We start from the raw sequence: 26,999 nt of genomic DNA, 5'->3' as shown, positions 1-26,999 counted from the left end.
CTACCGGTCAATGGGCGTTTTCAGCCAGTGGCTTCACCGCCTGCTTCTGCAGCGACAGCAGCCCCAGCAGGATGGCCAACGCCACGTATGCGCCGGCGAACTGCCAGCTGATGACGCGGGCCAGGCCCTGCAGATCCCACGGCAGGTAGATGCCGCCGCGCGGATCCACCGAATGGATCAGGCCGAACAGGGTGAGCACCGCAGCCACCAGCAGGAAGCCGCAGGCGCGACGCAGACGGCCATCGACCATCGCTGCGACGGTGGCGATCCACAGCATCGAGGTGATGATGAAGCCGTTGCCCAGCGCGAAGATCACCGCCAGCTCCGGCAGGCCATGGCCATCGACGTGGGTCAGCAGCGCGCCCATCTGCTCGGCCGGAATCCAGCCCGGCGCCTTGATCGCCAGCAGGTAGGCCGCCGACGGCAGGAAGCCCAGCACCATCGCACCGGCATGCTGCCGCGGGGTGGCCTGGAACGCCTGGGTGGTGATGTCGATCGACACGTACACGATGATCGGCGCCAGTACCGCCAGCGGCAGCCACTGCACCAGCCCGGAAATGATGCCGAGCATGCCGCCGATGCCGACGAACAGGCCGGTCAGCAGCGTGTAGCCGCTGCGCGCGCCCATGTGCTTGTAGGCCGGCTGGCCGATGTACGGGGTGGTCTGCGCAACGCCACCGCAGACGCCGGCCACAAGCGTGGCCACCGCCTCCACCAGCAGGATGTCGCGGGTGCGGTAGTCATCGCCGGCCGCGCGCGCGCTCTCGGATACGTTGATGCCACCGACCACCATCAGCAGGCCGAACGGCAACAGCAGCGGCAGGTAGGTCATCGCGGTCGGCAGGCCCTCGATGAAGCCCAGCGTCGGCAGCGGCAATACCACCTGCGGCGGCACCCAGGCCGGAATCTGGAAGCCGGGCACACCCAGGCCGGCCAGGCCGAGCCCGTAATACAGCACGGTGCCGAACACGAAGGCCAGCAGCACACCGGGGCCGCGCAGCGGCAGCTTGCCCTTGGCGATCAGCACGTACAGCAGCAGGCCGAGCGTTGTGAAGCCCACCAGCGGCGAGCGCAGGGTTTCCAGCAACGGCAGCAGGCCCATCAGCACCAGTGCGATGCCTGCGATGGAACCCAGCAGCGCAGCGCGCGGCAGCGCGCGGGTCACCGCTTCACCGAAGAAGGACAGGATCAGCTTGAGCACGCCCATGATGACCAGCGACGCCATACCCAGCTGCCAGGTGGCGATGGCGGCGGCATGCGGGTCCAGGCCCTGCTGCTTGAAGGCCAGGAAGGCCGGGCCCAGCACCAGCAGCGCCATGCCGATGCTGGTCGGTGCATCCAGGCCCAGCGGCATGGCGGTGACGTCGTCGCGCCCGGTACGCGCGGCCAGGCGCCGTGCCATCAGGGTGTACAGCAGGTTGCCGACCAGCACGCCCAGGGCGGTGCCGGGGAACATGCGGCCAAAGACCACGTCGGCGGGGAACTGGAACATCCCGACCAGGGCCATGGCGATGAAGCCGAGAATGGAGAGGTTGTCGACGACCAGGCCGAAGAAGCCATTGAAGTCGCCAGCGACGAACCAGCGGCGCGGCGCGGTGGAAGCGGGAGCGGGCATGGAAGGGGCGGTGGGGGTGGGGACCGCCGATGGTAGGCCCAGCGGGGCCGGCGCGCCAATTCCCGAGTGGAATGATGGGTTCCAGCCAACGGCGGAGCCCCTCGTGGTTGGTCGCTGAAAGCAGGCTATCGGAGTGGGTCGTGCGGGGTGGGCTGCGCAGGACACGCCGTAAACCCGTCCATGGGGGCTCGATGGCGCCATCCATGGCGCCAACGGTCCTGCGCAGCCCACCCCGCCCGGCCACGGACAGTTTCCTGCGGGCGCCAGCCACGGAAGAGAATCAAAAGATCAAAAGCAGAAGCCGGTCGCTGCGCTCTCAGGCGCCGGATCGCAGGCATCTGCGTGGTTGCCGGCCAGCGGCCGGCACTACCGACAGACATCCACGCATGGCGTGGATCTACTGTGTCGACCAAGGTCCCACTAGCAACAGGCCATGCCATTCCAACAGATCGCGGAAATCTGTCGAAGGCGGGGTGGGTCCGGTTGCGGGGGTGTCCGCGGCATGGATGCCGCGGCCAAGCCTACAGGGACGTATTCACGGCGTCCCCCGCAACCGGACCCACCCCGCCATCCCACAGGAAGCCAGCTTTTGCTGTTGCTGTTGCTTGCTGTTGCTTGCTGTTGAGGTTGAGGTTGCCGACCAGCGGCCGGCACTACCGCTTCGGCGGGTGCAGGGCGCAGCCCTGCATCAAAACCCAACCCTCACTTCTTCAGGAAGTTGTCCACCAGCAGATGCTTCACGTCGTCGATGCGACCGCTCAGTACCGCCTTGGCCGCATACAACGCCGTGCCCGCCACCTGCTTGGCCTCGATCTGCGGCGGCATCACCAGCTCCGCGCGACTGGTATGTACATCCAGCAGCGCCGGCCCACGCTGGGCCAGGAAATCCTGCACCGCTTCTTCCAGGTCCTCGCTGCGGGTCACCGTGCGGCCATGGAAGCCGATCACCTCGGCCAACCGGCCGAAATCCGGATTCTTCAGGTCGGTGTAGTTGTCCAGCAGCCCCTCCACCTTCTGCTCCAGCTCGACGAAATTCAGCGAGCCGTTGTTGAACACCACCACCTTGATCGGAAGATTCTCCTGCACCGCGGTCAGCAGGTCGCCCAGCAACATCGCCAACCCACCATCGCCGGACAACGAAATCACCTGCCGCCCCGGGAAGGCCTTCTGCAGACCCAGCGCCTGCGGCATCGCGTTGGCCATCGTGCCGTGCAGCAGGCTGGTCAGCGTGCGGCGCCGGCCGTTCACCCGGATGTGCCGCAGCACCCACACCATCGGCGAGCCACCATCCGCGGTGAACAGCGCATCGTCGGTAGCGTACTTCGACAGCAGCGCGGTCAGGTGCTGCGGATGGATCAGCTCGCCCTCACCCGGCTGCTCCTCCTGCTCGCGCTTCTTCAGCGCCTTGTCGCGGTGCTCGATGCATTCGTCCAGGAAACTGCTGTCTTCGCGCGGGGGCAGCATCGGCAGCAGCGCGTCCAGTGTCGGTGCGATATCACCGACCACGCCCAGGTTCACCGGATGGCGGCGACCGAGGTGGCTGCCGTCGCGGTCGACCTGGATGATCGTGGCCTTGTCCGGATAGAACTGGCCCCAGGCGAAATCCGCGCCGAGCAGCAGCAGCGTGTCGCACTCCATCAACGTGTGGAACCCGGACTCGATGCCGAAGACTCCGGTCATGCCCATGTTGTACGGGTTGTCCGGTTCGACGAAGTCCTTCGCACGCGATGTGTGCGCCACCGGTGCCTGCAGGCGCCGCGCCAGTTCCAGCAGCTGCGCATGTGCCCCCTGGCAACCGGCGCCGGCATAGATGCCGATACGCTTGCCCTGCCCCAGCAGTTCGGCGATGTGCTGCAGCTCGGCCTCGGAGGGGCGCAGCACCGGCTGGGTGTAATGCACCGAGAACGGCACATCGTGCTTCACTTCCGCTTCGCTGATGTCGGCCGGCAGGATCACCACCGCCACACCGCGGCGGCTGATCGCCGCCTGGCAGGCCAGCGCCACCACGCGCCGTGCCTGGGCCGGGCTGTGCACCTGCTCGCAGAACACGGTGCAGCTGCCGTACACCGCCTTGAAATCCACTTCCTGCGGGAACTCCATGCCCAGTTCGCTGGTGACCACCTGGCTGGCGATCAGCACCATCGGCGCGCGGTTGCGGTTGCTCTCGAAGATGCCGTTGATGAAGTGCAGACCACCAGGACCGCACGAACCCGCGCAGGCGGTCAGCTGGCCGCTGATCAATGAATCGGCACCGGCCGCGAACGCCGCGACCTCTTCATGGCGGACATGCACCCACTCGATCTCACTGCGATGCAGTGCGTCGGTGACATGGTTCAGGGTGTCGCCGACGATGCCATAACAACGGCGGACGCCCGCCTGCTGCAGGGTATCGACGACGATCTCGGCAACGCGCTTGCTCATGGGACTACAACCTTGCAAGGGGGAACCCCGAGGCTAGTCCCGGTGAAGTGATGCTTCCGTGGGCAAGAGGCCGATCGCCTTGTCGTGCAAACTCCGGGCAGGGCTGCCGTCAATCGTTGACGTTGATCCACCCCGTCAGCGCGCCGCGCTTCGGGTTGCGGTAGCGCACCTGCACCCAGCCATCCTGCTCATCCAGCATCTCCACGCGATCACCCTGCACCAGGTAGCGCTGCGTGCTGGACGCACCGGGATGATCGAACAGGAACAGGCGCGCAGGCAGCACGCTCGCCATCAGCCCCACCAGCGGCGCACCGCTTGCTGGTGCGCCGAGCCCGTCGCCGATGGCGCTTTCCAGCACCTTGCCGGAGGGATCGTAGGTGCGCCACACCGCCAGTGGCCCCTGGTTCTCGGTCTCTTCCCAGTGCAACGCACGGTTCAGCGTATCGCCCAGCATCAGCACGCTCTCACCGCGGTACAGATAGAGCTGCTGGCCATTGAAGCGATACACGTCGCTGTACCACATCGGCCCACTGCGGCAGCTGGCGGTCAGCGTGCGCGTGGCGGCGTCGGCGGTAAGGCCCATCAGGTCACCGCACTGGTCGTGTCCATGGGTCACCGCCTTCAGTGCGCGGAACTCACCGCTGCCCACGTCGAAGCGATAGACCGCAACGGCCTCATTGACCATGCCCACCGCCGCGCGCGCAACCAGCTCGGGACGCCCGTCGAAATCGAGATCCTCTGCGCCCAGGCGCGAATGCCCCTCGGCGTCCGGCGCGCCAGGCAGGCGCTGCCGCTTCCCTGCCGGCTGCAGGAGCACGGCAAGCATGCCGTCCTCCTGTACCTCTACCGCCGCCTGCACGCCCGCTGCCGGCGAAAACCGCAGCGGGCCCCGGTCCTTGTCCTGCGCCTGTGCCGCCGGCGCCAACAGACTGGCCAGCATCACCGTCATCAGCACATCCCTGGGTGTCATCGTCATTCCCTGCAGCGCCACAGTGGCGCGTCCAGGTCAGAACGATACGTCAACCGCCTGCCGCGACCACAGTACCGACTGGTGTTTGGTCTGCTGCTTCCACGCCAGACGGATCGCTTCGATGTCGGCGCGGCGCTGCGGGCTGTCCTCGTGCAGCACCACCAGCACCTTGGTGCGCAGGCGGTTCGGGGAGGCATCGCCACGGAACAGCCACTGGCCGTAGGCATCGAACACGGTCAGGCCGTCCGGGAAGCGCGACGTCACTTCCTTGTCCAGGAACGCGCGCCACTGCGCATCGCTGATGGTATCGGCCTGCGGGCGGTCACCGGCGCCCTGCTCTTCGCCCACGCCGAAATAAAGCTCGCTGCGCACCCAGCCGTGGCCGCTGGACGGACGCGCGGCGTCGCCCTGCAGGTCGGCGGTGGTGGCATAGGCGCTGGGCGCCTTGGAGGACAGGCTGGCGCAGCCACTGGTGGCCAGCAGCACGGCGAAGACAAGGCCAAGGTGTTTCATCGGGAACAGCACTCCGGGAAGGGGAAAAAGCACGACGAAGGGGCACGGAGGGTACACCTGCGCCTCGGTTGCGGCTGCAACCAATGCCCTCATGCCGGCAGGGCATGAAGTGATGCAATGGGAGACGGGACTTGCATCGCACCGCCTCCTCACGCCAAGATAATATATCGCTTCATCCGGATGGATGTAAGTGAAACTATCTCCCCCCCCCTTCCTCACGTCGTTGCTGCTGGAGTCCGCATGTCCCCCCGCCTGTCCGCGTCGCCGCTCGGCCTCGCCATCGCGCTCGCCCTGTCCCCCGCCCTGGCTTCGGCCCAGGACGCCGCCACCAACCTGGACACGGTGATCGTCACCGGCACCCGCGCCGCCGACCGCACCGTGCTTGAATCCACCTCGCCGGTGGACGTGCTGACCGCCGAGGACATCCGCAAGGCCGGCGTGGTCAACGGCGAGCTGGGCAGCGCCCTGCAGGCCCTGCTGCCCTCGTTCAACTTCCCCCGCCAGTCCAACTCCGGCGGCGCCGACCACGTGCGCGCCGCGCAGCTGCGCGGGCTGTCGCCGGACCAGGTGCTGGTGCTGGTCAACGGCAAGCGCCGCCACCACACCGCGCTGGTCAACACCGACAGCAAGATCGGCAAGGGCACCACCCCGGTCGACTTCAACGCAATCCCGGTCAGCGCCATCAAGCGCATCGAAGTACTGCGTGATGGCGCCGGTGCGCTGTATGGCTCCGATGCCGTGGCCGGCGTGATCAACGTGATCCTCGACAACGGCGGCGACGGCGGCGAGATCGAAGCCAGCTACGGCGCCAACCACACCGACCTCAAGCCGATCGGCCGCACCCTCACCGACGGCCAGACGGGCAACCTCAGTGCCAAGGTGGGCACCTCGCTGGGCGAAGACGGCGGCTTCCTGCGCGTCGGCCTGGAATACAAGAAGCGCAACGGCACCAACCGCGCCGGCTTCGACCAGATTCCGCCGTGGGACCAGACCGAGGCCAATCTTGCCCTGCAGGGCAAGCGCAACTACGTGCTCGGCGATGGCGCCAGCAAGGACATCAATCTGTGGCTGAACACCGAGATTCCGGTGGGCAAGACCGCGACGTTCTATGCGTTCGGCACCTTCAACCAGCGTGATACCGAAGGCGCGAACTACTTCCGCTATCCCGATGGCGATGCCAACTGGAAGGAGGTCTACCCCAATGGCTACCGGCCGATCTCCGAAGGCGAGAACCGCGACGTGCAGGCGGTCGCCGGTATCCGTGGGCAGTGGGGCGAATGGAGCTATGACGGCAGCCTGGATTACGGCCAGAACGACTTCACGTATCGTCTGCGCGATTCGCTGAATGCCTCGCTGGGCCCGACCAGTCCGACCCGCTTCAAGACGGCCGACTACGAGTACGCGCAGACCGTAGGCAACGTCGACCTGAGCCGCGTGTTCTCGCAGAGCGACAGCATCAGCCACACCCTGGGCCTGGGCGCCGAAGCCCGCCACGAACGCTACCAGACCCGTCCAGGCGACCCGGCCAGCTACGCCGCCGGCACTTACACCGATCGCCCGACCGGCTCGCAGGCAGGCGGTGGCCTGACTCCGCAGGATGCGGCGACCCTGTCACGCGATGTGGCCAGTGCCTACGCCAGCCTGTCCAGCCAGTTCGGCGAAAAATTCTCCACCGACCTGGCCGCGCGCTACGAGCACAGCGATGACTTCGGCGGCGAACTGACCGGCAAGCTCGGACTGCGCTACGAGTTCACCCCGGCATTCGCCCTGCGCGGCGCGATCTCCAACAATTTCCGCGCACCGTCACTGGCGCAGATCGGCTACGAATCCACCTCCACCGGTTACAACGCCGGCGGCCAGCTGGTGCAGGGCCGCCTGCTCTCGGTCAACAACCCCATCGCCCGTGGCCTGGGTGCGCAGGACCTGAAGCCGGAGAAGTCGCTGAACACCTCGCTCGGCTTCACCAGCCGCATCGGCGAGCACTTCGACCTGTCGCTGGACTTCTTCCAGATCGACATCGACGACCGCATCGCGCTGTCCGAGAGCATCACCGGCGATGGGCTGACCGATTACGTGGCCACCAACTACGGCGTCGGCGGCCTGCAGAGCGCCAGCTTCTTCGTCAACGCCGCCGACACGCGCACCCGCGGCGCCGAGCTGGTGAGCAACTGGCGGCAGTCGCTGGGCGATGGCCAGCTGCTGTTGACCGGCACCTACGCCTACGCCAAGACCACGCTGAAGAACGTGCTGGCCACACCGGCGCAGCTGCAGGCGCTGGACCCGGACTACGTGCTGTTCGGCATCGAAGAGACCAATACGCTGACCGATGCCACCCCGCGTACCCGCGGCAGTTTCTCGGCCGCTTGGAGCAACGACCGCTGGTCGCTGAGCAGCCGGGTGAACCGCTACGGCAGCGCGACCCGCGTATTCAACTTCGGTGATGGCTACATTCCGCGCCAGACCTACCAGGCCGAGTGGCAGCTGGATGCGGAAGTGGAATACCGCATCACCCCGCAGTGGAGCGTGGCCATCGGTGGGCAGAACCTGACCGACAACTACCCGGATCGCTCCAACGAGGACATCCACTACTTCGGCAACCTGCCCTACGACGTGCTGTCGCCGATCGGCAGCAACGGTGCGTACTACTACGGTCGCGTGCGCTACACGTTCTGATTGCTCTGGGTGTGATTGCCTTGGGTGGGTGCGGACCGTTGGTCCGCACAGCATGCCGACCAACGGTCGGCACCCACCGGGACGCGATGGATCACTGCGGGTGGGTGCGCCGGCACCCACCGGGTGGGTGCGGACCGTTGGTCCGCACCCGCCGTAGCCTGGCCTCGACCCGGCGTACACGCCGCCACTGGCATGGTGGTCGCCATGGCTGAACCGCTCCCCCTGCGTCCGCCACCTCCATTGCTGGACGATGCCTGCGCGTTGTTCCTCGATGTGGATGGCACCCTGATCGAATTCGCTGCACGCCCCGACGCCGTGCAGCTTCTCCCCGATGTGCGTGAAGCCATCGGCCGCATCAGCGATCGGCTGGAAGGTGCCGTGGCACTGGTCAGTGGTCGCCCGCTTGAACAGCTGGACCAGTTGTTCGCGCCGCTCAAGCTTCCCGCTGCGGGCCTGCATGGCCACGAACTGCGTGCGCAGGACGGGCACGTGATACGCGATGAGCATGGTGACGACACCGCCGACTGGCTGCATGCGCTTCATCAACAGGCCATGCGTTTCGCCCATGGACATCCCGGCGTACTGGTCGAGAACAAGGGCGTAGGCCTGGCCCTGCACTGGCGCGGCGCCCCCGATGCCGCCAGCGATGTACGCGCGTTCGCCGACCGGCATATCCGCGGCCGCGCCAGCTATCGCCTGCAACCGGGCGATCATGTCGTTGAATTCGTTCCGGTCGGCACCGACAAGGGACGCGCGGTACGTCGGCTGATGCAGTACCTGCCGTTCCGTGGGCGTCTGCCGGTGTTCCTCGGCGATGACCTGACCGATGAATTCGGCTTCGATGCGGCCAATGGCCTGCATGGCTGGAGCGTGTTGATCGGCGAACGTGAACCCAGTGCAGCGGTGTTCGCCCTGCCCGACATACGCAGCGTGCACGCCTGGCTGCGTGAGAATGCGTATTGACCCCGGCCCCCACGGCCGCAACCGAGATGTACCGCGTGATGACCCAACCCGATCTTGATCTGGGCGTGGTCGGCAACGGCAGCTTCGGCGCCCTTATCGACAAGCACGCCCGTGTTGTCTGGAGTTGCCTGCCGACCTTCGACGGCGACCCGACCTTCTGTGCCCTGCTCAGCCCCAATCAGCAGACCGGCGGCGACTTCGCCATCGAACTGGAGGATTTCGCCGGCAGCGAACAGGAATACCTGACCAACACCGCGATCCTGCGCACCGTGCTGCGCGATGCACATGGCGGCGCGCTGGAAATCCTCGATTTCGCCCCGCGCTGGCGCCAGAACGATCGTTTCTACCGGCCGGTCAGCCTGATCCGACAGGTGCGCCCGTTGTCCGGCAGCCCGCGCATCGTGATCCGTGCGCGGCCACTGGCCGACTGGGGCGCACGCGTACCCGAGTCCACCTGGGGCAGCAACCACGTGCGCTGGATCCTGCCCGAGCATGTGCTGCGCCTGACTACCGACGTGCCTGTGCGCTTCGTGCGTGATGGCCTGCCGTTCGTGCTCAACCATCCCATCCACCTGATCCTGGGTGTGGATGAATCGCTCAACCGCTCCATCAGCGGCTACGTGCAGGAAGCGTTCCAGCGCACCCGCGACTACTGGCGCGAATGGGTGCGGTACCTGTCCATCCCGCTGGAATGGCAGGACGCGGTGATCCGCAGTGCGATCACCCTCAAACTCTGCCAGTACGAGGACAGCGGCGCGATCATCGCGGCGATGACCACCTCGATCCCGGAAGCGCCCGGCAGCGTGCGCAACTGGGACTACCGCTACTGCTGGCTGCGCGATGCCGCCTTCGTGGTGCGCGCGTTGAACCGTCTGGGCGCCACCCGCACGATGGAGCAGTTCCTCGGCTACATCTTCAACCTGGCCACCACCGACGGCACCCTGCAGCCGCTGTATGGCATCGGCTTCGAAGCCAAGCTGGACGAGGACGAAGTGCCCAGCCTGTCCGGCTACCGCGGCATGGGCCCGGTGCGGCGCGGCAACCTGGCCTGGGTACAGCGCCAGCACGATGTATACGGCAGCGTGGTGCTGGCCTCCACCCAGCTGTTCTTCGACCGTCGCCTGCAGGACCCCGGTGACAGCCACACCTTTGCCCGGCTCGAACCGCTGGGTGAACAGGCGTTCGCACTGCACGACGTGCCCGATGCCGGCCTGTGGGAATTCCGCGGCCGCACCGAAGTGCATACCTACACCAGCGCGATGTGCTGGGCGGCGTGCGATCGCCTGTGCAAGATCGCCGTGCGCCTGAAGCGTGATGACCGCGCGCAGTACTGGCGCGAGCGTGCCGACACCATCCACGCACGCATCATGGAAAAAGCCTGGAGCGAGGAACTCGGCCACTTCACCGATACCTTCGATGGCCACCGCCTGGATGCCTCGTTGCTGCTGCTGGCCGACATCGGCTTCATCGACGCCAACGACGCACGCTTCGTCGCCACTGTCGACGCCATCGGCCGCGACCTCAAGCACGGCAACGCGCTGTACCGCTATATCGCCCCGGATGATTTCGGCGAACCGGAAACCAGCTTCACCATCTGCACGTTCTGGTACATCGATGCGCTCGCTGCGATCGGCCGCATGGACGAGGCGCGCGACATGTTCGAATCACTGTTGCAGCAACGCAATCATCTTGGCCTGCTGTCGGAAGACCTGGCGTTCGACGGTGGTGAAGCCTGGGGCAACTTCCCGCAGACCTACTCGCATGTCGGCCTGATCACTGCGGCCATGCGCCTGTCGCGTTCCTGGCAGGAGGCCTCATGAGCCGTCTTGTCATCGTCTCCAACCGCGTGGCTGTGCCCGGCGAGAACCGCGCCGGTGGCCTAGCCGTGGGCCTGCTGGCGGCACTGAAGGAACGCGGCGGATTGTGGTTCGGCTGGAGTGGCAAGAGCGTGCGCGAGGCCAGTGGCGCGCTGCACGAGCAGCGCGATGGTGACATCCAGTACGTCACCATGGACCTGGCCAAGCGTGATGTGGACGGTTACTACAACGGCTTCGCCAATCGCACGTTGTGGCCACTGCTGCACTTCCGCCTGGACCTGGTCGACTACGACCGCGGCACCCGCGAGACCTACCACAGGGTCAATGCACTGTTCGCCGACAAGCTGGCGCCGCTGCTGCGCGAAGACGATATCGTCTGGATCCACGACTATCACCTCATTCCGCTCGGCGCGATGCTGCGCGAGCGCGGCATCGGCTGCCGCATCGGCTTCTTCCTGCACATCCCGATGCCCTCGGCCGACCTGCTGCAGGCCATGCCCGATCATCTGCGGCTGTTCTCGGCGCTGTATGCCTATGACCTGGTCGGCTTCCAGACCCAGCGCGATGCCGATCGCTTCCAGACCTACCTGCGCCTGTTCGGCGGTGGCCGGGTACTGGAAAACGGCAAGCTCGAAGCACCCGGCGGACGTCACTTCCGTGCCGCGGCATTCCCCATCGGCATCGACACCGAGCTGATCGCCCGCCAGGCCAGCACCGCAGCCAGCAAGGCGGCCGTGAAGAACCTGCGCAGCAGCCTGCGCGACCGCCAGCTCGCCATCGGCGTGGATCGACTGGACTATTCCAAGGGCCTGCCCGAACGGTTCCTCGGCTTCGAACGCTACCTGCAGCGCCATCCAGACCAGCGTGGCTCGCTCACCTACCTGCAGATCGCACCGGTCTCGCGCGGCGATGTCACCGAATACCGGCAACTGCGCAGCCAGCTGGAGCAGATCGCCGGCCACATCAATGGTGGCCATGCCGAGCCGGATTGGACACCGCTGCGCTACGTCAACCAGAACTTCACCCACGCCACGCTGACCGGCTTCTACCGTGCCGCCGCTGTCGGCCTGGTCACCCCGTTGCGCGATGGCATGAACCTGGTCGCCAAGGAATACGTGGCTTCGCAGGATCCGGAAGATCCCGGCGTGCTGGTGCTGTCCCTGCTGGCCGGCGCCGCCGATGAAATGAAGCAGGCGCTGCTGGTCAATCCGCATGATCTGGACGGCGTGGCCGATGCCATCGCCACCGCGGCGACGATGTCGCTGCACCGGCGCAAGGAACGCTGGCACGCGATGATGGACCACCTGCGCACCTACGACATCAACCACTGGCGCCGCAGCTACCTCGAAGCCCTGGAAGGTTGACCGCCCACGCCGGGCATGGCCCGGCGCTACCTTGATCTGGGCACGGGGTAGCGCCGGGCCACGCCCGGCGGCGCTTAATCGAGGAACCGCGCGGCTTGTTCCGGGGTGGGCAGGAAGCAGGCGTCATGGCGCCCGAACCAGCGATAGCGGTTGCGTGCCAGTACGCGGTAGGCGCCATCGCGCCAGCGGCGTGGCAGCACGCGCAGTACGGCAGCCAGGCGCCAGCCACCACCCAGTGCGTCCAGAACGCGCAGGATCGCATCTGTATCGGTCCACGCGCCCTGCCCGTCCAACAGCAGGAACGAGGTCGGGTCGTGCGCGTCAAGGCCGTGCGCGCGCAACATCGCGCTGCCCCGCGCGCCCTGCATCGCCGCGAAGCGAAAGCGTTCCTGCCGGTCGAACCGCAGCAGGAAACGCACCCAGCGACTGCACAACGCGCAGACGCCATCGAAGACGATCACGCCGCCAGGTTCTACCCCCGCAGCGCGATCCCCCCGCATCAGTCCATCCACACCAGCGTCGCCATCCGGCCGGTGCGGCGGTCGCGACGGTGCGAGTACAGATCCGCATCGGCCATGGTCGAGACCGTGCCGCCGTGGATGTTGCCCAGCGCCATGCCCGCGGCCTGCAGGCGCTGGCGCGCCAGCGCGAACAGATCCACTCTCCAGTGACCGGGGCGGGTCGCCACGAAGGCCGCCGCAGCGGCTGCGTCGTGGCCGACGAAGGCGTGGTACACCTCTTCGCCGATCTCGTAGTCGGCCGGTCCCGCCGCCGGGCCCAGCCACGCGCGCAGCTGCGCCGGTGGCGTCTGCATGGCGGCCACGGTGGCCTCCAGCATGCCGTCGGCCAGGCCACGCCAACCGGCATGGGCGGCGCCCACCTCGCGGCCATCGGCAGCGGCGAACACCACCGGCAGGCAGTCCGCGGTGAGGATCGCCAGCACCACGCCGGGCACCGAGGTCACCGCGGCATCGGCCACCGGTTCGCTGGCGCCCTCCACCGGCGGCGCGCCGAAACGCAACACGGTGCTGCTGTGCACCTGGCGCAGCCAATGCGGTGCCGATGGCAGTGCCAGGCCCTGCTGCAGCAGCTGCCGGTTGTGTTCGACGTTGGCCGGGGTGTCACCGTCGGCCGCGTGCCGGTTGCCCAGGTTGAACTGGGCAAATGGCGCTGGCGAGATACCCGCGCCATGCCGGCGCGTGGTCAGTGCATGCACGCCCGGGGGCGCTGGCCAATCAGCCTGCAGCATCGGCAGCGCGGTAGTCATTACCAGCGGTCCCGCTCGCGCTCGGCGAAGGCCGCGCTGTCTTCGCGCAGCACCTTCATCAGGTGCAGCATGTCGGCCGGCGCCGGCGCGGTGTTGCGCACCGGCTCACCACTGATCGGATGCACGAACTCCAGGGTCTCTGCATGCAGGGCCTGGCGCTTGAAGCCGCGCAGCGCGGCCACCAGCTCGTCGCTGGCACCCTTGGGCAGCTTCAGCGCCCCACCGTACAGCTGATCGCCCACGATCGGGTGGCGCAGGTGCGCCATGTGCACGCGGATCTGGTGGGTACGCCCGGTTTCCAGGCGGCATTCCAGCGCGGTATGCGCACGGAAGCGCTCGCGCAGGCGGTAATGGGTCACCGCTTCCTTGCCATCCTCGCGCACGCCCATCTTCAGGCGGTCGCGCGGGTGGCGATCGATCGGCGCATCTGCGGTACCACCGGCCACCAGCGCGCCCATCACCACGGCCAGGTACTGGCGGTGCACGTCACGGGCGGCCAGCTGCTCGACCAGTGCGGTCTGCGCTTCCAGCGTGCGGGCCACGACCATCACGCCGCTGGTGTCCTTGTCCAGGCGATGCACGATGCCCGCGCGCGGCAGCACCGCCACCGATGGGTCGCGGTACAGCAGCGCATTGACCAGGGTGCCACTGTGGTTGCCGGCACCGGGGTGCACGACCAGGCCGACCGGCTTGTTGATCACCAGCAGGTGCTCGTCCTCGAACAGCACGTCCAGCGGGATGTCTTCCGGCTCGGCGCTGGTCTGGGTTTCCAGCACCGCCTGCAGGGTGACCACCTCGCCGCCGCGCAGTGCGTCGCGCGGGCGTGCCTGCGCGCCGTCCAGCAGGACGTCGCCAGCCTTGATCCACTCGGTCAGGCGGGAACGGGAGTATTCGGGGAACAGCTCGGCCACGACCGCGTCGAAACGGCGGCCGGCGGAGGTGTCGGGGACAATGGCCTGGCGGGCCGATTCGGAGGGTTGTTCAGACATGGCAGGGGGGCATCTTTGAAATTTTGGGGTCCCGGCGAACCGGTTTCAGTCGCTGGACAGGACACTAGGCTATCATCGACCCTTCGTATTCCAGCCGCGTCCCGCATTGACCCCATGATCCGACGCTCCGTCCTGCTCTCCGCGCCCGTCCGCCTGACCGCCCTCCTGCTGGTGCTGGTCATCGTCGCCACTGGCTGCAACCGCGGCACCAAGGGCGACCGCCCTGATGAAGGCACCCCGGTCGAACAGCTCTACGAAAAGAGCCACAAGCTGATGCAAGGCGGCAACTGGAGCGGCGCTGAAGCCAGCTTCCGTCGCCTGGTGGCACAGTATCCCTACGGCCCGTACACCGAGCAGGCGATGATCGAATCGGCCTATGCCCAGTACAAGGCCGGCAAGCACGATGACGCGGTGTCCAGCATCGACCGCTTCATCCGTACCTACCCGACGCACCGCAACATCGCGTACCTGTACTACCTGCGCGGCCTGGCCAACTCCAACCGCAATACGGTTTTCCTGCGTCGCGTATGGTCGCTGGACGCGAGCCGCCGCGATCTGTCCACGCCGCACCAGGCGTATTCAGACTTCAACATCGTGGTCGACCGCTATCCCAACAGCCGCTACGCCGCCGATGCGCGCCAGCGCATGCTGGTGCTGCGTGACGTATTCGCCCAGCACGAGCTCGACAACGCCCTGTACTACGTGCGTCGCGGCGCCTGGGTATCGGCTGCCGGCCGCGCCAACTACCTGCTGGAGAACTACCCGCAGAGCGCATTCCAGAACGATGCCGTGGCGGTGCTGGCCGATTCCTACACCCACCTGGGCAACAAGACCCTGGCCGACGACGCCCGCCGCGTCCTGCAGCTGAACCAGCCGGATCACCCGTGGCTGGAAGGCAAGTGGCCGAAGTACCCGTGGATGATCCGCAAGCTGAACCCGTTTGCCGGCGAGAAGTCCGCCGCCACCGGCCAGCGCAACGCGCGACTGGAAAAGAAGTAAGAAAAGAGGCCCCGCACGGGGCCTTTTTTTTGCCTGGCGTCACCGCTAGGAATGCTACGAACCGGCGATCACTGCGACATCCATCGCAGTCGGTGCCGAGAACAGCTCCCAGAATGCGGCGCAAAGGCCATCCCGGCCTGTATGGAGCGCCACATGTCCTCATCCCAGCGGTTCCGACCGCGCCCGATCCTGCTGGCCACTGCCCTGCTCGCGCTGGCCGCCTGCCCCCTTGTCGCGCTGGCGGCGGAACCGGGTGACCTGCTCTCGGCCGCGCCCTACCGCGCCAGCTGGGTGCCCTCCAAGGCCGCCCAGGCCTATAAGCTGGCCTACCGCACCCCCGATCATCACGGTCGCCTGGCCGAGGCAACCGGGCTGGTCTACCTGCCCGCCGGGCCTGCGCCGGCAGGTGGCTGGCCGGTCGTGTCGTGGGCCCACGGCACCCAGGGCATCGCCGACCACTGCGCGCCCTCGGTATCCGGCCCCTATCAGCCCGAGCGTGACGGTCGCTTCCTTGACCAGTTCCTGGCACAGGGCTATGCCGTTCTCGCCGCCGATTACCAGGGCCTGGGCGGCCCGGGTGACCACGCCTACCTGCACGTGCGCACCTCCGCGCGCAACGCCATCGATCTCATCAAGGCCAGCCGCCATTTCCTCGGCAATGCCACGCTGTCACCGCGTTGGGTATCGGTGGGCCATTCGCAGGGCGGCGCCGCCGCACTCACGGCCGGCCATCTGGCACCGTCCCATGGACCCTCGCTGCAGTACCGCGGCAGCTTCACCACCGGCACGCCCACGGCCGTCGAACTGACCGCGCTGGTGATGAAGCCGGACAGCCGCACGCCGAATCCGGGCGCGCTCAATGCCTATCACGCCTACCTGCTCGATGGCCTGCTGCAGGTGGAGCCGCGTATCGCACGCGTGCTCAGCGATGAAGGCCATGCACGGGTCGCGCTGGCGCGCCAGCAGTGCCTGGGCCCGCTGGCGGCCACCCTGGAAGGAGCGAACACGGGAGAAATGTTCAGCGCACCGTTGACCTCGGTGCCGGGCATCTGGGCGCTGCTGCATGACTATCTGGGCGTGCCACGGCGGGGCTTCAGCCAGCCGTTGATGCTCGGCCACGGCAGCCAGGATCGCGACGTGCCCTATCTCACCACCCTGCTGTATGCCGTCGGACTGGCCCTGCGCGGTGAACCGGTGGCATTCCGCCGATACCCGGTCGACCATCGCGGTACGCTGGACGCAGCGGCGGCCGACGGCCTGGCATTCGTGCGTGCGCGGCTGGGGGACAGCCAATTTGACGAAGCCGCCGAAACCGCCGGCCTGGAGCAACTGCTCAACGAAGCCCGGTAGATCCACGCCGTGCATCGATGGGCGGTACACCCGGTTGCGGGCCAGCGGCCGGCACTATCGATGGATCCATCGAACATCGGTAGCGCCGGGCCATGCCCGGCGACCGGCCCTCAGCTCTTGTAGCCGTTGCTGATCGGGTAGCGGCGCTCACGCCCGAACGCGCGGCGCGAGACCTTCGGGCCCGGCGCGGCCTGGTGGCGCTTCCACTCGCTGATCCGCACCAGCCGCAGCACACGATCCACCACCGCCGCGTCATAGCCTGCGGCGACGATCTCCGTGCGCGACTGCTCCTGGTCGATGTAGCGGTACAGGATGCCGTCCAGCACGTCGTAGGCCGGCAGCGAATCCTGGTCGGTCTGGTTTTCACGCAGTTCGGCCGACGGCGGGCGACTGATCACCGCCGGCGGGATCACCGGCGCACCGCCGACGGTGTTGCGCCACTTGGACAGGCCGAACACCTCGGTCTTGTACAGGTCCTTCAGCGGCGCGTAGCCACCGCACATGTCGCCATAGATCGTGGCGTAACCGACCGCGTATTCGCTCTTGTTGCCGGTGGTCAGCAGCAGGCCGCCAAACTTGTTGGCCAGTGCCATCAGGATCACGCCACGGCTGCGCGACTGCAGGTTCTCCTCGGTCACGTCCGGCGTGGTGCCCTCGAACATCGGCGCCAGGGCCTGCATCAGGCCCTGGAACGCCGGCTCGATGGAAACGGCTTCCAGCTTCACGCCCAGCGCCTGGCACTGCTCGGCGGCCAGGTCGTTGGACATGCCGGCGGTATAGCGCGACGGCAGGCGCACCGCCGTCACGTTCTCCGCACCCAGCGCATCGACCGCCATGGCCAGCACGATCGCCGAGTCGATGCCACCGGACAGACCCAGCCACACCTTCTTGAAACCGTTCTTGCTGCAGTAGTCCTGGATGCCGCGGGTGACCGCACGCCAGGCCAGCGCATCCATGCTCTCGTCGCCGTCGTCCATCCATACCTGTGGCAGGAAGCGGCGGGTGGCGCCGTCGTAGTCCACCACCAGCCACTGGTCGACGAAGGCCGCCGCGGCCGGGTGCACCGTGCCATCGCCGTCGGCCACCACCGATGCACCATCGAACACCAGCGCGTCCTGGCCGCCCACCACGTTGAGGTAGGCGATCGCCGCGCCGCTTTCGCGGGTGCGAGCAGCCAGCACAGCGTCACGCTGGGCATGCTTGCCGCGCTCGTACGGCGAGGCATTGGGCACCACCACCAGCTGCGCGCCGGCACGCACCGTATCGGCCAGTGGCTCGGCGAACCACAGGTCCTCGCAGATCAGCAGGCCGACCGGGATGCCGTCGACCTCGAACACGCAGCTGCCACCGTCCGGGTCGACATCGAAGTAGCGGCGCTCGTCGAACACCGCGTAATTGGGCAGTTCGCGCTTGCGGTAGGTCTGCTCCACCAGGCCATCGCGCAGCACGCTGGCCGCGTTGTAGACCACCGCACCGGCCGCCTGCGGCCAACCGACCACGGCGGTAATGCCACGGCACGCAGCAGCAATGCGGGTCATCGCCTGCTCGCACTCGTACAGGAAGCCCGGGCGCAGCAGCAGGTCCTCCGGCGGATAGCCGCTGACCGCCAGCTCGGGGAACATCACCAGCCCGGCGCCGTACTCATCGCGCGCCTGGCCGATCATCTCGATGATGCGCTCGGTGTTGCCGGCGACATCGCCAACCGGGAAGTCGAACTGCGCCATCGCGATGCGGATCGAAGCCATGAGGGTCCAGCCTGTGGTTGCAATGCGCACATTGTAGCGCCGCGACATGCGCTCGCCGGGCATGGCCCGGCGCTACCGCGTGGACCATTCTGGTAGCGCCGGGCCATGCCCGGCGGATGCCCAGACGCAGAAAGGCCGCCCTGAGGCGGCCTTTCTGTTTCAAGCAGCCGAGCGTCGGCCCGGCTCTACAGAATCGTCTGCCGAAGGCAGTCGATCTTATTTCACCAGCTTGGCGATGGCAGCGCCCAGGTCGCCCGGCGAACGCACGGTGACGACGCCAGCAGCTTCCATGGCAGCAAACTTGCCTTCGGCAGTGCCCTTGCCGCCCGATGCGATCGCACCGGCGTGGCCCATGCGCTTGCCGGCCGGAGCCGAAGCACCCGCGATGAAACCGACGACCGGCTTCTTCACGTGGTTCTTGATGTACTCGGCACCGGCTTCTTCAGCGTCGCCGCCGATTTCGCCGACCATGATGATGCCTTCGGTCTGCGGGTCTTCGTTGAACAGCTTCAGGCAGTCGACGAAGTTCAGGCCGTTGATCGGGTCACCACCGATGCCGATGCAGGTGGACTGGCCCAGGCCGACTTCGGTGGTCTGCTTGACCGCTTCATAGGTCAGGGTGCCCGAACGCGACACGATGCCGATCTTGCCCGGCTTGTGGATGTGGCCCGGCATGATGCCGATCTTGCACTCGCCCGGGGTGATGACGCCCGGGCAGTTCGGCCCGATCAGCACGGTGTCCGGATGCGAACGGGTCAGCACGTTCTTGACGCGCAGCATGTCCAGCACCGGGATGCCTTCGGTGATGCAGACGATGACCTTGATGCCGGCAGCAGCGGCTTCCAGGATCGCGTCAGCCGCGTACGGCGGCGGCACGTAGATGACCGAAGCGTTGGCGCCGGTGCTCTGCACGGCGTCGGCAACGGTGTTGAAGACCGGCAGGTCGATATGGGTGGTGCCACCCTTGCCCGGGGTCACGCCGCCAACAACCTGGGTGCCGTACTCGATCATCTGAGTGGCGTGGAAGGTGCCCTGCTGGCCGGTGAAGCCCTGCACGATCACCTTGGTGTTCTTGTTGATCAAAACTGACATTGGATTTCCTTCGGTGTCGGATCAGGCGGCGTTCTTGACAGCTTCGACGACCTTCTTGGCACCGTCGTTGATGTTGTCGGCCGGGATGATGGCCATGCCGCTGTCACGCAGCAGCTGCTTGCCTTCTTCCACGTTGGTGCCTTCCAGGCGCACCACGACCGGAACCTTGACGCCCACTTCCTTCACGGCGGCGATGATGCCTTCGGCAATCATGTCGCAGCGGACGATGCCGCCGAAGATGTTGACGAAGATGCCTTCGACCTTGTCCGAGGACAGGATCAGCTTGAACGCTTCGATGACGCGCTGCTTGTTGGCGCCGCCGCCCACGTCCAGGAAGTTCGCCGGCTCGCCGCCGTTGAGCTTGATGACGTCCATGGTGGCCATGGCCAGGCCTGCGCCGTTGACCATGCAGCCGATGTTGCCGTCCATGGTGACGTAGTTGATGTCCAGCTCCGAAGCGATCACTTCGGTCGGATCTTCCTGGGTCTTGTCGCGCATGGCGACCAGCGCCTTCTGGCGGAACGCGGCGTTGTCGTCGCTGTCGAACTTGCCGTCCAGCGCGTACAGGTTGCCGTCGTCCAGGATGGCCAGCGGGTTGATTTCAACCAGCGCCAGGTCCTTTTCGTTGAACAGGCGGTACAGGTTCACCATGATGCTGGCGAACTGGCCGGCCTGCTTGGCGGTCAGGCCCAGCTTGAAGCCGAAATCACGACCGTGGTAACCCTGCACGCCTTCGACGAAGTCGACGTTCAGCGAGTGGATCAGCTCCGGGGTTTCAGCGGCGACCTGCTCGATCTCCACGCCGCCTTCCGAAGAAGCGATGTAGGTGATGGTCTTGGTGCCACGGTCAACCAGCACCGACAGGTACAGTTCCTTGACGATCTCGCCAGCGGTGGTCACCAGCACCAGGTTGACCGGCAGTTCAACGCCAGCGGTCTGGTAGGTGGCCATCTTGGTGCCGAGCATCTTGGCCGCAGCGGCCTTCACGTCGTCGGTGGTCTTGCAGAACTTGACGCCGCCAGCCTTGCCGCGGCCGCCAGCGTGGATCTGCGCCTTGACCATCCAGGGGCCCTGGCCCAGGGAGTTGGCAGCGGCAACAGCTTCGTCCGGGGTCGCAGCGACCTTGCCGGCCGGGACCGGGATGCCGTACTCGGCAAGCAGTTGTTTTGACTGGTATTCGTGGAAATTCATGCGTCACCGTGGGAATAGGAACGACCGCACGCAATTCCTCAGGGCCCCGGCGGGGCGCCGGCATGGACCGCGGCGGGCCCACTATTGTGGCCGAGCCGGCGCCGGGGCGCAAAGAAGTATGGACAAAAGGCCGGGACCGGCCAGATTTCCATGGTCATTCAGGCAGTTGCGGCACGGCCTGGATCACACCGCAAACGCCCGCCCGGGCCGACTGCGCAGCCCAGCCCGGTACAGGCGCCCTATACTGGCCCGGTAAATTCGACCCACGGTGCCGGCACCCGGGCAGCGAGCAGATCCGACGATCGGGGGACGTCGGCAGGTTCGGCCCACCGCCGTCATGACCCAGTTCCAGGCAGCCAGAAGGGGAGTTCCGGCGTGTCACCCAGTGCTTCATTGATCGACCGCATCGAATCGATACCGCGGCGCGAGCTGTATTTCTTCGCCCTGTACCGGGTACTGATCGCCTCGGTCATCGCCGCCCTGCTGTACAGCCCGCTGTCGGCCATGGTCGGCCAAGCGCATCACCCCCGCCTGGCCTATTCGGTCGGCGCCGCCTATCTGCTGCTGTCCCTGTTATGGCTGGTGATCGGCCGCAACGAACGCTGGCTGCGGCAGATCGTGGTCGGCGGCGTGCTGCTGGACATCGTCGCCGCCAGCCTGCTGGCGCACGCCCTGCCCGGCGCCAGCGCCGGCATCTCGATGTCGCTGCTGTTCAACATCGCCGCCGCCGCCACCCTGCTGCCGCTCAGCTGGGGCCTGGTGCTGGCGCTGGCCGCCAGCGTCGCCACCGCTGCCGAGTACCTGTGGAAAGTGCTGGAAGGCGGCGACCCTACCCGCACCCTCGCCGAACTGGCGATGTTCGCCACCAGCTACCTGGCGCTGGCCTTCATCAGCTACCAGGTCGGCAACCGTGCACGCCGCAACCAGCAGTTGGCCAACCAGCGTGGCGACGAAGTGGCCAACCTGTTCCAGATCAACGAACTGATCATCCGCCGCATGCGCACCGGCGTGGTGGTGGTGGACGCCGACAACCGCATCACCCTGGCCAACGAAGCCGCCTCGATCCTGTTGGGCGACGCCGATGGCAACAGTGATTCGGGCCGCCTCGACCTGGCCAGTGTCGCCCCCGAACTTGCCCGGCGCCTGCAACGCTGGCGCAACGGCTGGGCACAGGATGAAATGCCGCTGCAGCTCAACCCCGACCAGCCGGAAGTGCAGCCACGCTTCGCCCGCCTGCTGGCCGGCAGCGACCTGGTGCTGGTGTTCCTGGACGACTCCAGCGTGGTCTCGCGCCGCGCTGAATCGCTCACCCTGTCGGCGATGGGGCGCTTCTCGGCCAGCCTCGCGCACGAGATCCGCAACCCGCTGGCGGCCATCAACTACGCCGTGCAGCTGCTGGAGGAAGGCACCGGCTTCAACGAAAGCGACCGTCGCCTGCTGCAGATCATCCACCAGCAGTGCCAGCGCACCAACGGCATCGTCGAAAGCGTGCTGGGCCTGGCCCGGCGCGAACGCGCCAACCCGGAAAACGTCGACCTGGCCGCCTTCGTGCGCCGCTTCGTGCTGGAGTACAAGCAGGGCCAGACGCTGGAAACCGACAGCATCGAACCGATCATCAACGACACCTCGGTGCCGGCCCAGGTCGACCCGCGCCACCTGTACCAGGTGCTGACCGTGCTGGTGCACAACGCCCTCAAGTACGGCCGCATCGGCGAGCAGCCCGCGCGCGTGCGGCTGCGCGTGGCGCAGCACGAGCGTAGTGCGGTGATCGACGTGATGGACCGTGGCCCCGGAATCCCGGAGACCGTCGCTGCGCAGCTGTTCCGCCCCTTCTTCACCACCTCCGAGCACGGCACCGGCCTGGGCCTGTATATCGCCCGCGAGCTGTGCAGGGCCAACCAGGCGCGGCTGGATTACATCCCCGTCCCCGCCGGCGGCTCCTGCTTCCGCCTGGTACTGCCCGGCCCGCACACCCTGCTTCCGCACTGATTCCGTGCGTCAAACATTTGTCGCCTTCCACACCCTCGGCTATCTTTCCCACCCATGAACGAAACCCGCAGCGCCCTCGTCGTCGACGATGAACGCGATATCCGCGAACTGCTGGTGTTGACCCTCGGCCGCATGGGCCTGCGCATCAGCACCGCCGCCAACCTCGCCGAAGCCCGCGAACTGCTGGCCAGCAATCCCTATGACCTGTGCATCACCGACATGCGCCTGCCCGATGGCAATGGCATCGAACTGGTCAGCGAGATCGCCCAGCACTACCCGCGCACGCCGGTGGCGATGATCACCGCCTTCGGCAGCATGGACCTGGCCGTGGAAGCACTGAAAGCCGGCGCCTTCGATTTCGTCAGCAAGCCGGTGGACATCACCGTGCTGCGCGGCCTGGTCAAGCATGCGCTGGAACTCAACAACAGCGAACGCCCCATTGCCGGGCCTGCTGCGGAACAGGCCGCACGCCTGCTCGGCGAATCGCCGGCCATGGACCAGCTGCGCGCCACCATCGGCAAGGTTGCGCGCAGCCAGGCGCCGGTCTACATCCTGGGCGAATCCGGGGTGGGCAAGGAACTGGTCGCGCGCACCATCCATGCGCAGGGCGCGCGCGCCGCCGGGCCGTTCGTGCCGGTCAACTGTGGCGCCATTCCCACCGAGTTGATGGAGAGCGAGTTCTTCGGCCATCGCAAGGGCAGCTTCACCGGCGCCCATGCCGACAAGCCGGGCCTGTTCCAGGCTGCGCACGGCGGCACCCTGTTCCTGGATGAAGTGGCCGAGCTGCCGCTGCAGATGCAGGTGAAGCTGCTGCGTGCGATCCAGGAAAAATCGGTGCGTGCCGTCGGGGCCCCAAGCGAAGAGCCCGTGGACGTGCGCATCCTTTCGGCCACCCACAAGGATCTGGCCGAGCTGGTCGAAGACGGGCGCTTCCGCCACGACCTCTACTACCGCATCAACGTCATCGAACTGCGCGTGCCGCCGCTGCGCGAGCGCCGCCAGGACCTGCCGGCGTTGGCCGCATCGATCCTGGCGCGGCTGGCCCGCAGCCACGGCCGCGCCACCCCGCTGCTGGCGCCGTCGGCGCTGGACGCGTTGGCCCAGTACGGCTTCCCCGGCAACGTGCGCGAGCTGGAGAACATCCTGGAACGCGCGCTGGCACTGGCCGAGGAAGACCGTATCGGCGCCGACGACCTGCGCCTGCCGCAGCATGCGCCGCGCTCACCGGGCAGCGCTGCGCACGCTGAAGCGGTGGTTGATCTGCACCCGGGAAGTGCCGCCCTGCCCTCGTATATCGAGCAGCTTGAACGCAGTGCGATCCAGCGCGCGCTGGAAGAAAACCGCTGGAACAAGACCCGCACTGCCGCGCAGTTGGGCATCACCTTCCGTGCGCTGCGCTACAAGCTGAAGAAGCTGGGGATGGAATAAGGCTGCCCCGTGGTAGTGCCGGCCGCCGGCCGGCAACCCCGTGCACCGCCCATCCACGCATGGCGTGGATCTACTGGGCGTCCTGCGTCGAAATGGTAGTGCCGGCCGCTGGCCGGCAACCCCGTGCACCGCCCATCCACGCATGGCGTGGATCTACTGGGCGTCCTGCGTCGAAATGGTAGTGCCGGCCGCTGGCCGGCAACCTCGTGCACCGCGCTATCCACGCATGGCGTGGATCTACTGGTTACACCATCCACGCATGGCGTGGATCTACTGGCTACGCCATCCACGCATGGCGTGGATCTACGGCATCAATCCTTGGTGACGCGATTGATCTCGGCCAGGCTGGTCACGCCCGCGGCCGCCTTCTTCAACGCCGACTGCCGCAGGTCATTCACACCGATCGCCTGCGCAGCCTCGGCAATCTGCAGCGCGTTGCCGCCCGCCAGCACGATGGTCGCGATCTCGTCGGTCATCGGCATCACCTGGTAGAGGCCGGTACGGCCCTTGTAACCCTCGGTGCATTCATCGCAGCCCACCGCCTCGTGCAACTGGATACCCGCATCCAGCTGCGCCTGGGTGAAGCCCTCGGCCAGCAGCGCATGCTCCGGCAGATTGGCCGGTCGCTTGCAGTTGTTGCACAACCGGCGCGCCAGGCGCTGGGCGATCACCAACGTCACCGAACTGGTGATGTTGTACGGCGCGATGCCCATGTTCATCAGGCGCGCGATGGTCTGCGGCGCATCGTTGGTATGCAGCGTGGACAGCACCATGTGACCGGTCTGTGCGGCCTTGATCGCAATTTCCGCCGTCTCCAGGTCGCGGATTTCGCCGACCATGATGATGTCCGGATCCTGGCGCAGGAACGAGCGCAGCGCTGCGGCGAAGGTCATGCCGCGCTTGTTGTTCTGCTGCACCTGGTTGACGCCGGGCAGGCGGATTTCCACCGGATCCTCGGCGGTGGAGATGTTGCGGGTCTCGTCGTTGAGGATGCCCAGTGCGGTATACAGCGACACCGTCTTGCCTGAACCGGTCGGGCCGGTCACCAGTACCATGCCGTAAGGCTTGTGGATCGCCTCCAGGAACAGCTTCTGCTGGTCCGGCTCGTAACCCAGCTTGTCGATGCCCAGCTTGGCCGCGCTGCCATCGAGGATACGCAGCACCACCTTCTCGCCGAACAGCGTCGGCAGGGTGCTGACGCGGAAATCGATCTGCTTGGTCTTGGAAAGATTGAGCTTGATGCGGCCATCCTGCGGCACGCGCTTTTCAGCGATATCCAGCTGCGCCATCACCTTAAGGCGCGCGGCAATGCGTTGGTTGAGCTTGTTCGGCGCGCGCGCGACCATCTTCAACAGGCCATCGATGCGCAGGCGCACGCGGTAATCGTCTTCGTAGGGCTCGAAGTGGATGTCCGAGGCGCCCTTTCGGATCGCATCGATCAGCACCTTGTTGATGAACTTCACCACCGGGGTATCGTCGCCCTTGGCGTCGATGCCCGAATCGGTGCCGCCGGCCATGTCATCGTCGCCACCGGACACGTCCAGATTGGCCAGCGCCTCGTCGTCGCCGCCGAGCGAGTCGCCCAAGTTGTCATGGCTGGAGTGCCACTGCTCGAGCGTGCGGCGGATCTGGTCCTCGTCGACCAGGATCGGCTCGACCACCAGATTGGTATGGAACTTGATCTCGTCCAGCGAATGGGTCGGATTGCTGGTGCCGACAAACAGCTTGCCGCCGCGTTTGAACAGCGGCAGCACGTTGTGCTTGCGCAGCAGCTCCTCGCTGACCAGACTCATCGCGTTCTGGCTGGCATCGAATACCGACACGTCGAACAGCGGCATGCCGAACTCGACCGCATTGGCAGCGGCCAGCTGCGGCGGCGAGACCACCTTGTTCTGCGCGAACCAGGTGGGCAGCGGCTGGCGGGCTGCGGTGGCCTTGGCCATGGCATCGCGGGCACCGGCTTCATCCAGTGCGCCGTCCTGGACCAAGCGACGGGCCAGACCGGTGATGCCGACGAGATTGGCGGAGGTGACTGCATTCATGGCGGCGGGCTCTATAAAGACAGACGTAGCCTAGCAATACATGTGCTACGCGACATAGAAGAACAAGACACAAAACAAAATGCCCGCGATCATTTCGCGGGCATTCTGCTTCCAAACCAGATCTATCTGCCAAGGCAGAAATACAATCTTAGTTCAGGGCATCACAGGGCTTGTTAGCGTAAGCGGTGACGCTGGAAGCCGTCACGGTGCAGACCCAAGTGATTTCGTCCACGCCATTGGCCGGAATGGTCGGAACCACGCTCACAGTGGCGGTGCCATCCTTGGACGCGCCAGCCAGAGCGCCAGTGGCGGCGTTGCACTGCGCAGAGGTGGCGACGTCACTGCACAGCGGACGCTCGGAGCTGTGATTCTCAGCGACCTTGATCTTTTCACCGGCGACCGAACCAATGGCCTGGGTGATCTTCGCGCGAGCCGTGTAATTGCGGTACTGCGGCAGCGCGATGGCGGCCAGGATCGCGATGATCGCAACGACGATCATCAGTTCGATCAGGGTGAAGCCCTTCTGGTTCTTCATGATTTACATCCCCAAGATAAGTGGTGGTTGAGTCAG

20 protein-coding genes are annotated in these 26,999 nt (G+C 66.5%); 8 read left to right on the top strand and 12 right to left on the bottom strand.

Going from position 1 to position 26,999, the window contains the following annotated elements; genetic code table 11:
* Positions 1 to 7: 7 nt before the first annotated feature.
* The 4 genes from K5K93_RS16975 to K5K93_RS16960 all read right to left on the bottom strand — a co-directional run bounded on the left by K5K93_RS16975 (position 8) and on the right by K5K93_RS16960 (position 5,519).
* Complete coding sequence (locus K5K93_RS16975; protein ID WP_222388485.1) at positions 8 to 1,615, bottom strand: hypothetical protein; 1,608 nt, start codon at positions 1,613 to 1,615, stop codon at positions 8 to 10.
* A 702-nt stretch (positions 1,616 to 2,317) separates the two neighbouring features.
* A complete protein-coding gene (locus K5K93_RS16970) occupies positions 2,318 to 4,036 on the bottom strand; it encodes a thiamine pyrophosphate-dependent enzyme (RefSeq protein WP_025874311.1) in 1,719 nt (572 codons plus the stop codon).
* Positions 4,037 to 4,145: 109 nt separating this feature from the next.
* Positions 4,146 to 5,006, bottom strand: a complete 861-nt coding sequence (locus tag K5K93_RS16965) for an SH3 domain-containing protein (protein WP_222388484.1) — start codon at positions 5,004 to 5,006, stop codon at positions 4,146 to 4,148.
* 36 nt (positions 5,007 to 5,042) lie between these two features.
* Positions 5,043 to 5,519: a DUF3574 domain-containing protein gene (locus tag K5K93_RS16960; RefSeq protein WP_222388483.1), complete on the bottom strand. Its 477-nt coding sequence runs from the start codon at positions 5,517 to 5,519 to the stop codon at positions 5,043 to 5,045.
* 240 nt (positions 5,520 to 5,759) lie between these two features.
* On the opposite strand from K5K93_RS16960, the gene K5K93_RS16955 reads away from it, so the two are divergent.
* The 4 genes from K5K93_RS16955 to otsA all read left to right on the top strand — a co-directional run bounded on the left by K5K93_RS16955 (position 5,760) and on the right by otsA (position 12,336).
* Positions 5,760 to 8,192 carry a TonB-dependent receptor gene (locus K5K93_RS16955; protein ID WP_222388482.1) on the top strand — a complete coding sequence of 811 codons (2,433 nt, stop codon included), beginning with the start codon at positions 5,760 to 5,762 and terminating at the stop codon, positions 8,190 to 8,192.
* Positions 8,193 to 8,396: 204 nt separating this feature from the next.
* Positions 8,397 to 9,155, top strand: a complete 759-nt coding sequence (gene otsB / locus K5K93_RS16950) for a trehalose-phosphatase (protein WP_222388481.1) — start codon at positions 8,397 to 8,399, stop codon at positions 9,153 to 9,155.
* Positions 9,156 to 9,193: 38 nt separating this feature from the next.
* A complete protein-coding gene (locus K5K93_RS16945; RefSeq protein ID WP_093818793.1) occupies positions 9,194 to 10,975 on the top strand; it encodes a glycoside hydrolase family 15 protein in 1,782 nt (593 codons plus the stop codon).
* The gene (otsA, locus tag K5K93_RS16940) at positions 10,972 to 12,336 is read left to right on the top strand and encodes an alpha,alpha-trehalose-phosphate synthase (UDP-forming) (protein WP_093818745.1); all 1,365 of its coding nucleotides are present in this window, start codon (positions 10,972 to 10,974) and stop codon (positions 12,334 to 12,336) included. Before K5K93_RS16945 ends, otsA begins: the two co-directional genes overlap by 4 nt.
* 74 nt (positions 12,337 to 12,410) lie before the next feature.
* Here otsA and K5K93_RS16935 read toward each other — a convergent pair whose 3' ends face one another.
* The 3 genes from K5K93_RS16935 to rluD are packed head-to-tail and all read right to left on the bottom strand — an operon-like array spanning position 12,411 to position 14,592.
* Complete coding sequence (locus K5K93_RS16935) at positions 12,411 to 12,836, bottom strand: thiol-disulfide oxidoreductase DCC family protein (protein WP_222388480.1); 426 nt, start codon at positions 12,834 to 12,836, stop codon at positions 12,411 to 12,413.
* Positions 12,836 to 13,603 (bottom strand): peptidoglycan editing factor PgeF, encoded by a 768-nt coding sequence (gene pgeF / locus K5K93_RS16930; protein ID WP_093818747.1) that lies wholly within the window; start codon positions 13,601 to 13,603, stop codon positions 12,836 to 12,838. The genes K5K93_RS16935 and pgeF overlap by 1 nt, the downstream gene beginning before the upstream one ends.
* Positions 13,603 to 14,592: a 23S rRNA pseudouridine(1911/1915/1917) synthase RluD gene (gene rluD / locus K5K93_RS16925; protein WP_093818748.1), complete on the bottom strand. Its 990-nt coding sequence runs from the start codon at positions 14,590 to 14,592 to the stop codon at positions 13,603 to 13,605. Before rluD ends, pgeF begins: the two co-directional genes overlap by 1 nt.
* 114 nt (positions 14,593 to 14,706) lie before the next feature.
* Between rluD and K5K93_RS16920 the strand changes: the two genes are divergently transcribed.
* Positions 14,707 to 15,591 (top strand): outer membrane protein assembly factor BamD, encoded by an 885-nt coding sequence (locus tag K5K93_RS16920; RefSeq protein WP_093818749.1) that lies wholly within the window; start codon positions 14,707 to 14,709, stop codon positions 15,589 to 15,591.
* A gap of 153 nt (positions 15,592 to 15,744) precedes the next feature.
* Positions 15,745 to 16,941 carry a lipase family protein gene (locus tag K5K93_RS16915; protein ID WP_222388479.1) on the top strand — a complete coding sequence of 399 codons (1,197 nt, stop codon included), beginning with the start codon at positions 15,745 to 15,747 and terminating at the stop codon, positions 16,939 to 16,941.
* A gap of 110 nt (positions 16,942 to 17,051) precedes the next feature.
* Here K5K93_RS16915 and K5K93_RS16910 read toward each other — a convergent pair whose 3' ends face one another.
* From K5K93_RS16910 to sucC, 3 genes are all read right to left on the bottom strand, one after another.
* The gene (locus tag K5K93_RS16910; RefSeq protein WP_093818794.1) at positions 17,052 to 18,686 is read right to left on the bottom strand and encodes an NAD+ synthase; all 1,635 of its coding nucleotides are present in this window, start codon (positions 18,684 to 18,686) and stop codon (positions 17,052 to 17,054) included.
* 216 nt (positions 18,687 to 18,902) lie between these two features.
* The gene (sucD, locus tag K5K93_RS16905; protein WP_017356169.1) at positions 18,903 to 19,778 is read right to left on the bottom strand and encodes a succinate--CoA ligase subunit alpha; all 876 of its coding nucleotides are present in this window, start codon (positions 19,776 to 19,778) and stop codon (positions 18,903 to 18,905) included.
* Positions 19,779 to 19,799: 21 nt separating this feature from the next.
* The gene (gene sucC / locus K5K93_RS16900) at positions 19,800 to 20,969 is read right to left on the bottom strand and encodes an ADP-forming succinate--CoA ligase subunit beta (RefSeq protein ID WP_093818751.1); all 1,170 of its coding nucleotides are present in this window, start codon (positions 20,967 to 20,969) and stop codon (positions 19,800 to 19,802) included.
* Between the two features lie 375 nt (positions 20,970 to 21,344).
* On the opposite strand from sucC, the gene K5K93_RS16895 reads away from it, so the two are divergent.
* Positions 21,345 to 22,958 (top strand): ATP-binding protein, encoded by a 1,614-nt coding sequence (locus K5K93_RS16895; protein ID WP_222388478.1) that lies wholly within the window; start codon positions 21,345 to 21,347, stop codon positions 22,956 to 22,958.
* A gap of 54 nt (positions 22,959 to 23,012) precedes the next feature.
* On the top strand, positions 23,013 to 24,386 hold the full coding sequence (locus K5K93_RS16890) for a sigma-54 dependent transcriptional regulator (RefSeq protein WP_093818753.1): 1,374 nt from the start codon (positions 23,013 to 23,015) through the stop codon (positions 24,384 to 24,386).
* A gap of 311 nt (positions 24,387 to 24,697) precedes the next feature.
* Here the strand turns inward: K5K93_RS16890 and pilB are convergent, their stop codons facing one another.
* Positions 24,698 to 26,428 carry a type IV-A pilus assembly ATPase PilB gene (gene pilB / locus K5K93_RS16885; RefSeq protein WP_222388477.1) on the bottom strand — a complete coding sequence of 577 codons (1,731 nt, stop codon included), beginning with the start codon at positions 26,426 to 26,428 and terminating at the stop codon, positions 24,698 to 24,700.
* A gap of 148 nt (positions 26,429 to 26,576) precedes the next feature.
* Complete coding sequence (locus tag K5K93_RS20340) at positions 26,577 to 26,963, bottom strand: prepilin-type N-terminal cleavage/methylation domain-containing protein (protein ID WP_314818554.1); 387 nt, start codon at positions 26,961 to 26,963, stop codon at positions 26,577 to 26,579.
* Positions 26,964 to 26,999 lie beyond the last annotated feature (36 nt).

It is taken from the genome of Stenotrophomonas sp. DR822, from assembly GCF_019793815.1.
GTDB lineage: Bacteria > Pseudomonadota > Gammaproteobacteria > Xanthomonadales > Xanthomonadaceae > Stenotrophomonas > Stenotrophomonas indicatrix.
The sequence above is the reverse complement of the archived record's forward strand: the minus strand, read 5'-3'. Positions and strand labels throughout refer to the sequence as shown.

What these genes read in the sequence shown, in the direction of transcription:
- K5K93_RS16975 (WP_222388485.1), bottom strand. Translation starts at nt 1,615, where the DNA reads ATGCCCGCTCCCGCTTCCACCGCGCCGCGCCGCTGGTTCGTCGCTGGC.
- K5K93_RS16970 (WP_025874311.1), bottom strand. Translation starts at nt 4,036, where the DNA reads ATGAGCAAGCGCGTTGCCGAGATCGTCGTCGATACCCTGCAGCAGGCG.
- K5K93_RS16965 (WP_222388484.1), bottom strand. Translation starts at nt 5,006, where the DNA reads ATGACACCCAGGGATGTGCTGATGACGGTGATGCTGGCCAGTCTGTTG.
- K5K93_RS16960 (WP_222388483.1), bottom strand. Translation starts at nt 5,519, where the DNA reads ATGAAACACCTTGGCCTTGTCTTCGCCGTGCTGCTGGCCACCAGTGGC.
- K5K93_RS16955 (WP_222388482.1), top strand. Translation starts at nt 5,760, where the DNA reads ATGTCCCCCCGCCTGTCCGCGTCGCCGCTCGGCCTCGCCATCGCGCTC.
- otsB (WP_222388481.1), top strand. Translation starts at nt 8,397, where the DNA reads ATGGCTGAACCGCTCCCCCTGCGTCCGCCACCTCCATTGCTGGACGAT.
- K5K93_RS16945 (WP_093818793.1), top strand. Translation starts at nt 9,194, where the DNA reads ATGACCCAACCCGATCTTGATCTGGGCGTGGTCGGCAACGGCAGCTTC.
- otsA (WP_093818745.1), top strand. Translation starts at nt 10,972, where the DNA reads ATGAGCCGTCTTGTCATCGTCTCCAACCGCGTGGCTGTGCCCGGCGAG.
- K5K93_RS16935 (WP_222388480.1), bottom strand. Translation starts at nt 12,836, where the DNA reads ATGCGGGGGGATCGCGCTGCGGGGGTAGAACCTGGCGGCGTGATCGTC.
- pgeF (WP_093818747.1), bottom strand. Translation starts at nt 13,603, where the DNA reads ATGACTACCGCGCTGCCGATGCTGCAGGCTGATTGGCCAGCGCCCCCG.
- rluD (WP_093818748.1), bottom strand. Translation starts at nt 14,592, where the DNA reads ATGTCTGAACAACCCTCCGAATCGGCCCGCCAGGCCATTGTCCCCGAC.
- K5K93_RS16920 (WP_093818749.1), top strand. Translation starts at nt 14,707, where the DNA reads ATGATCCGACGCTCCGTCCTGCTCTCCGCGCCCGTCCGCCTGACCGCC.
- K5K93_RS16915 (WP_222388479.1), top strand. Translation starts at nt 15,745, where the DNA reads ATGTCCTCATCCCAGCGGTTCCGACCGCGCCCGATCCTGCTGGCCACT.
- K5K93_RS16910 (WP_093818794.1), bottom strand. Translation starts at nt 18,686, where the DNA reads ATGGCTTCGATCCGCATCGCGATGGCGCAGTTCGACTTCCCGGTTGGC.
- sucD (WP_017356169.1), bottom strand. Translation starts at nt 19,778, where the DNA reads ATGTCAGTTTTGATCAACAAGAACACCAAGGTGATCGTGCAGGGCTTC.
- sucC (WP_093818751.1), bottom strand. Translation starts at nt 20,969, where the DNA reads ATGAATTTCCACGAATACCAGTCAAAACAACTGCTTGCCGAGTACGGC.
- K5K93_RS16890 (WP_093818753.1), top strand. Translation starts at nt 23,013, where the DNA reads ATGAACGAAACCCGCAGCGCCCTCGTCGTCGACGATGAACGCGATATC.
- pilB (WP_222388477.1), bottom strand. Translation starts at nt 26,428, where the DNA reads ATGAATGCAGTCACCTCCGCCAATCTCGTCGGCATCACCGGTCTGGCC.
- K5K93_RS20340 (WP_314818554.1), bottom strand. Translation starts at nt 26,963, where the DNA reads ATGAAGAACCAGAAGGGCTTCACCCTGATCGAACTGATGATCGTCGTT.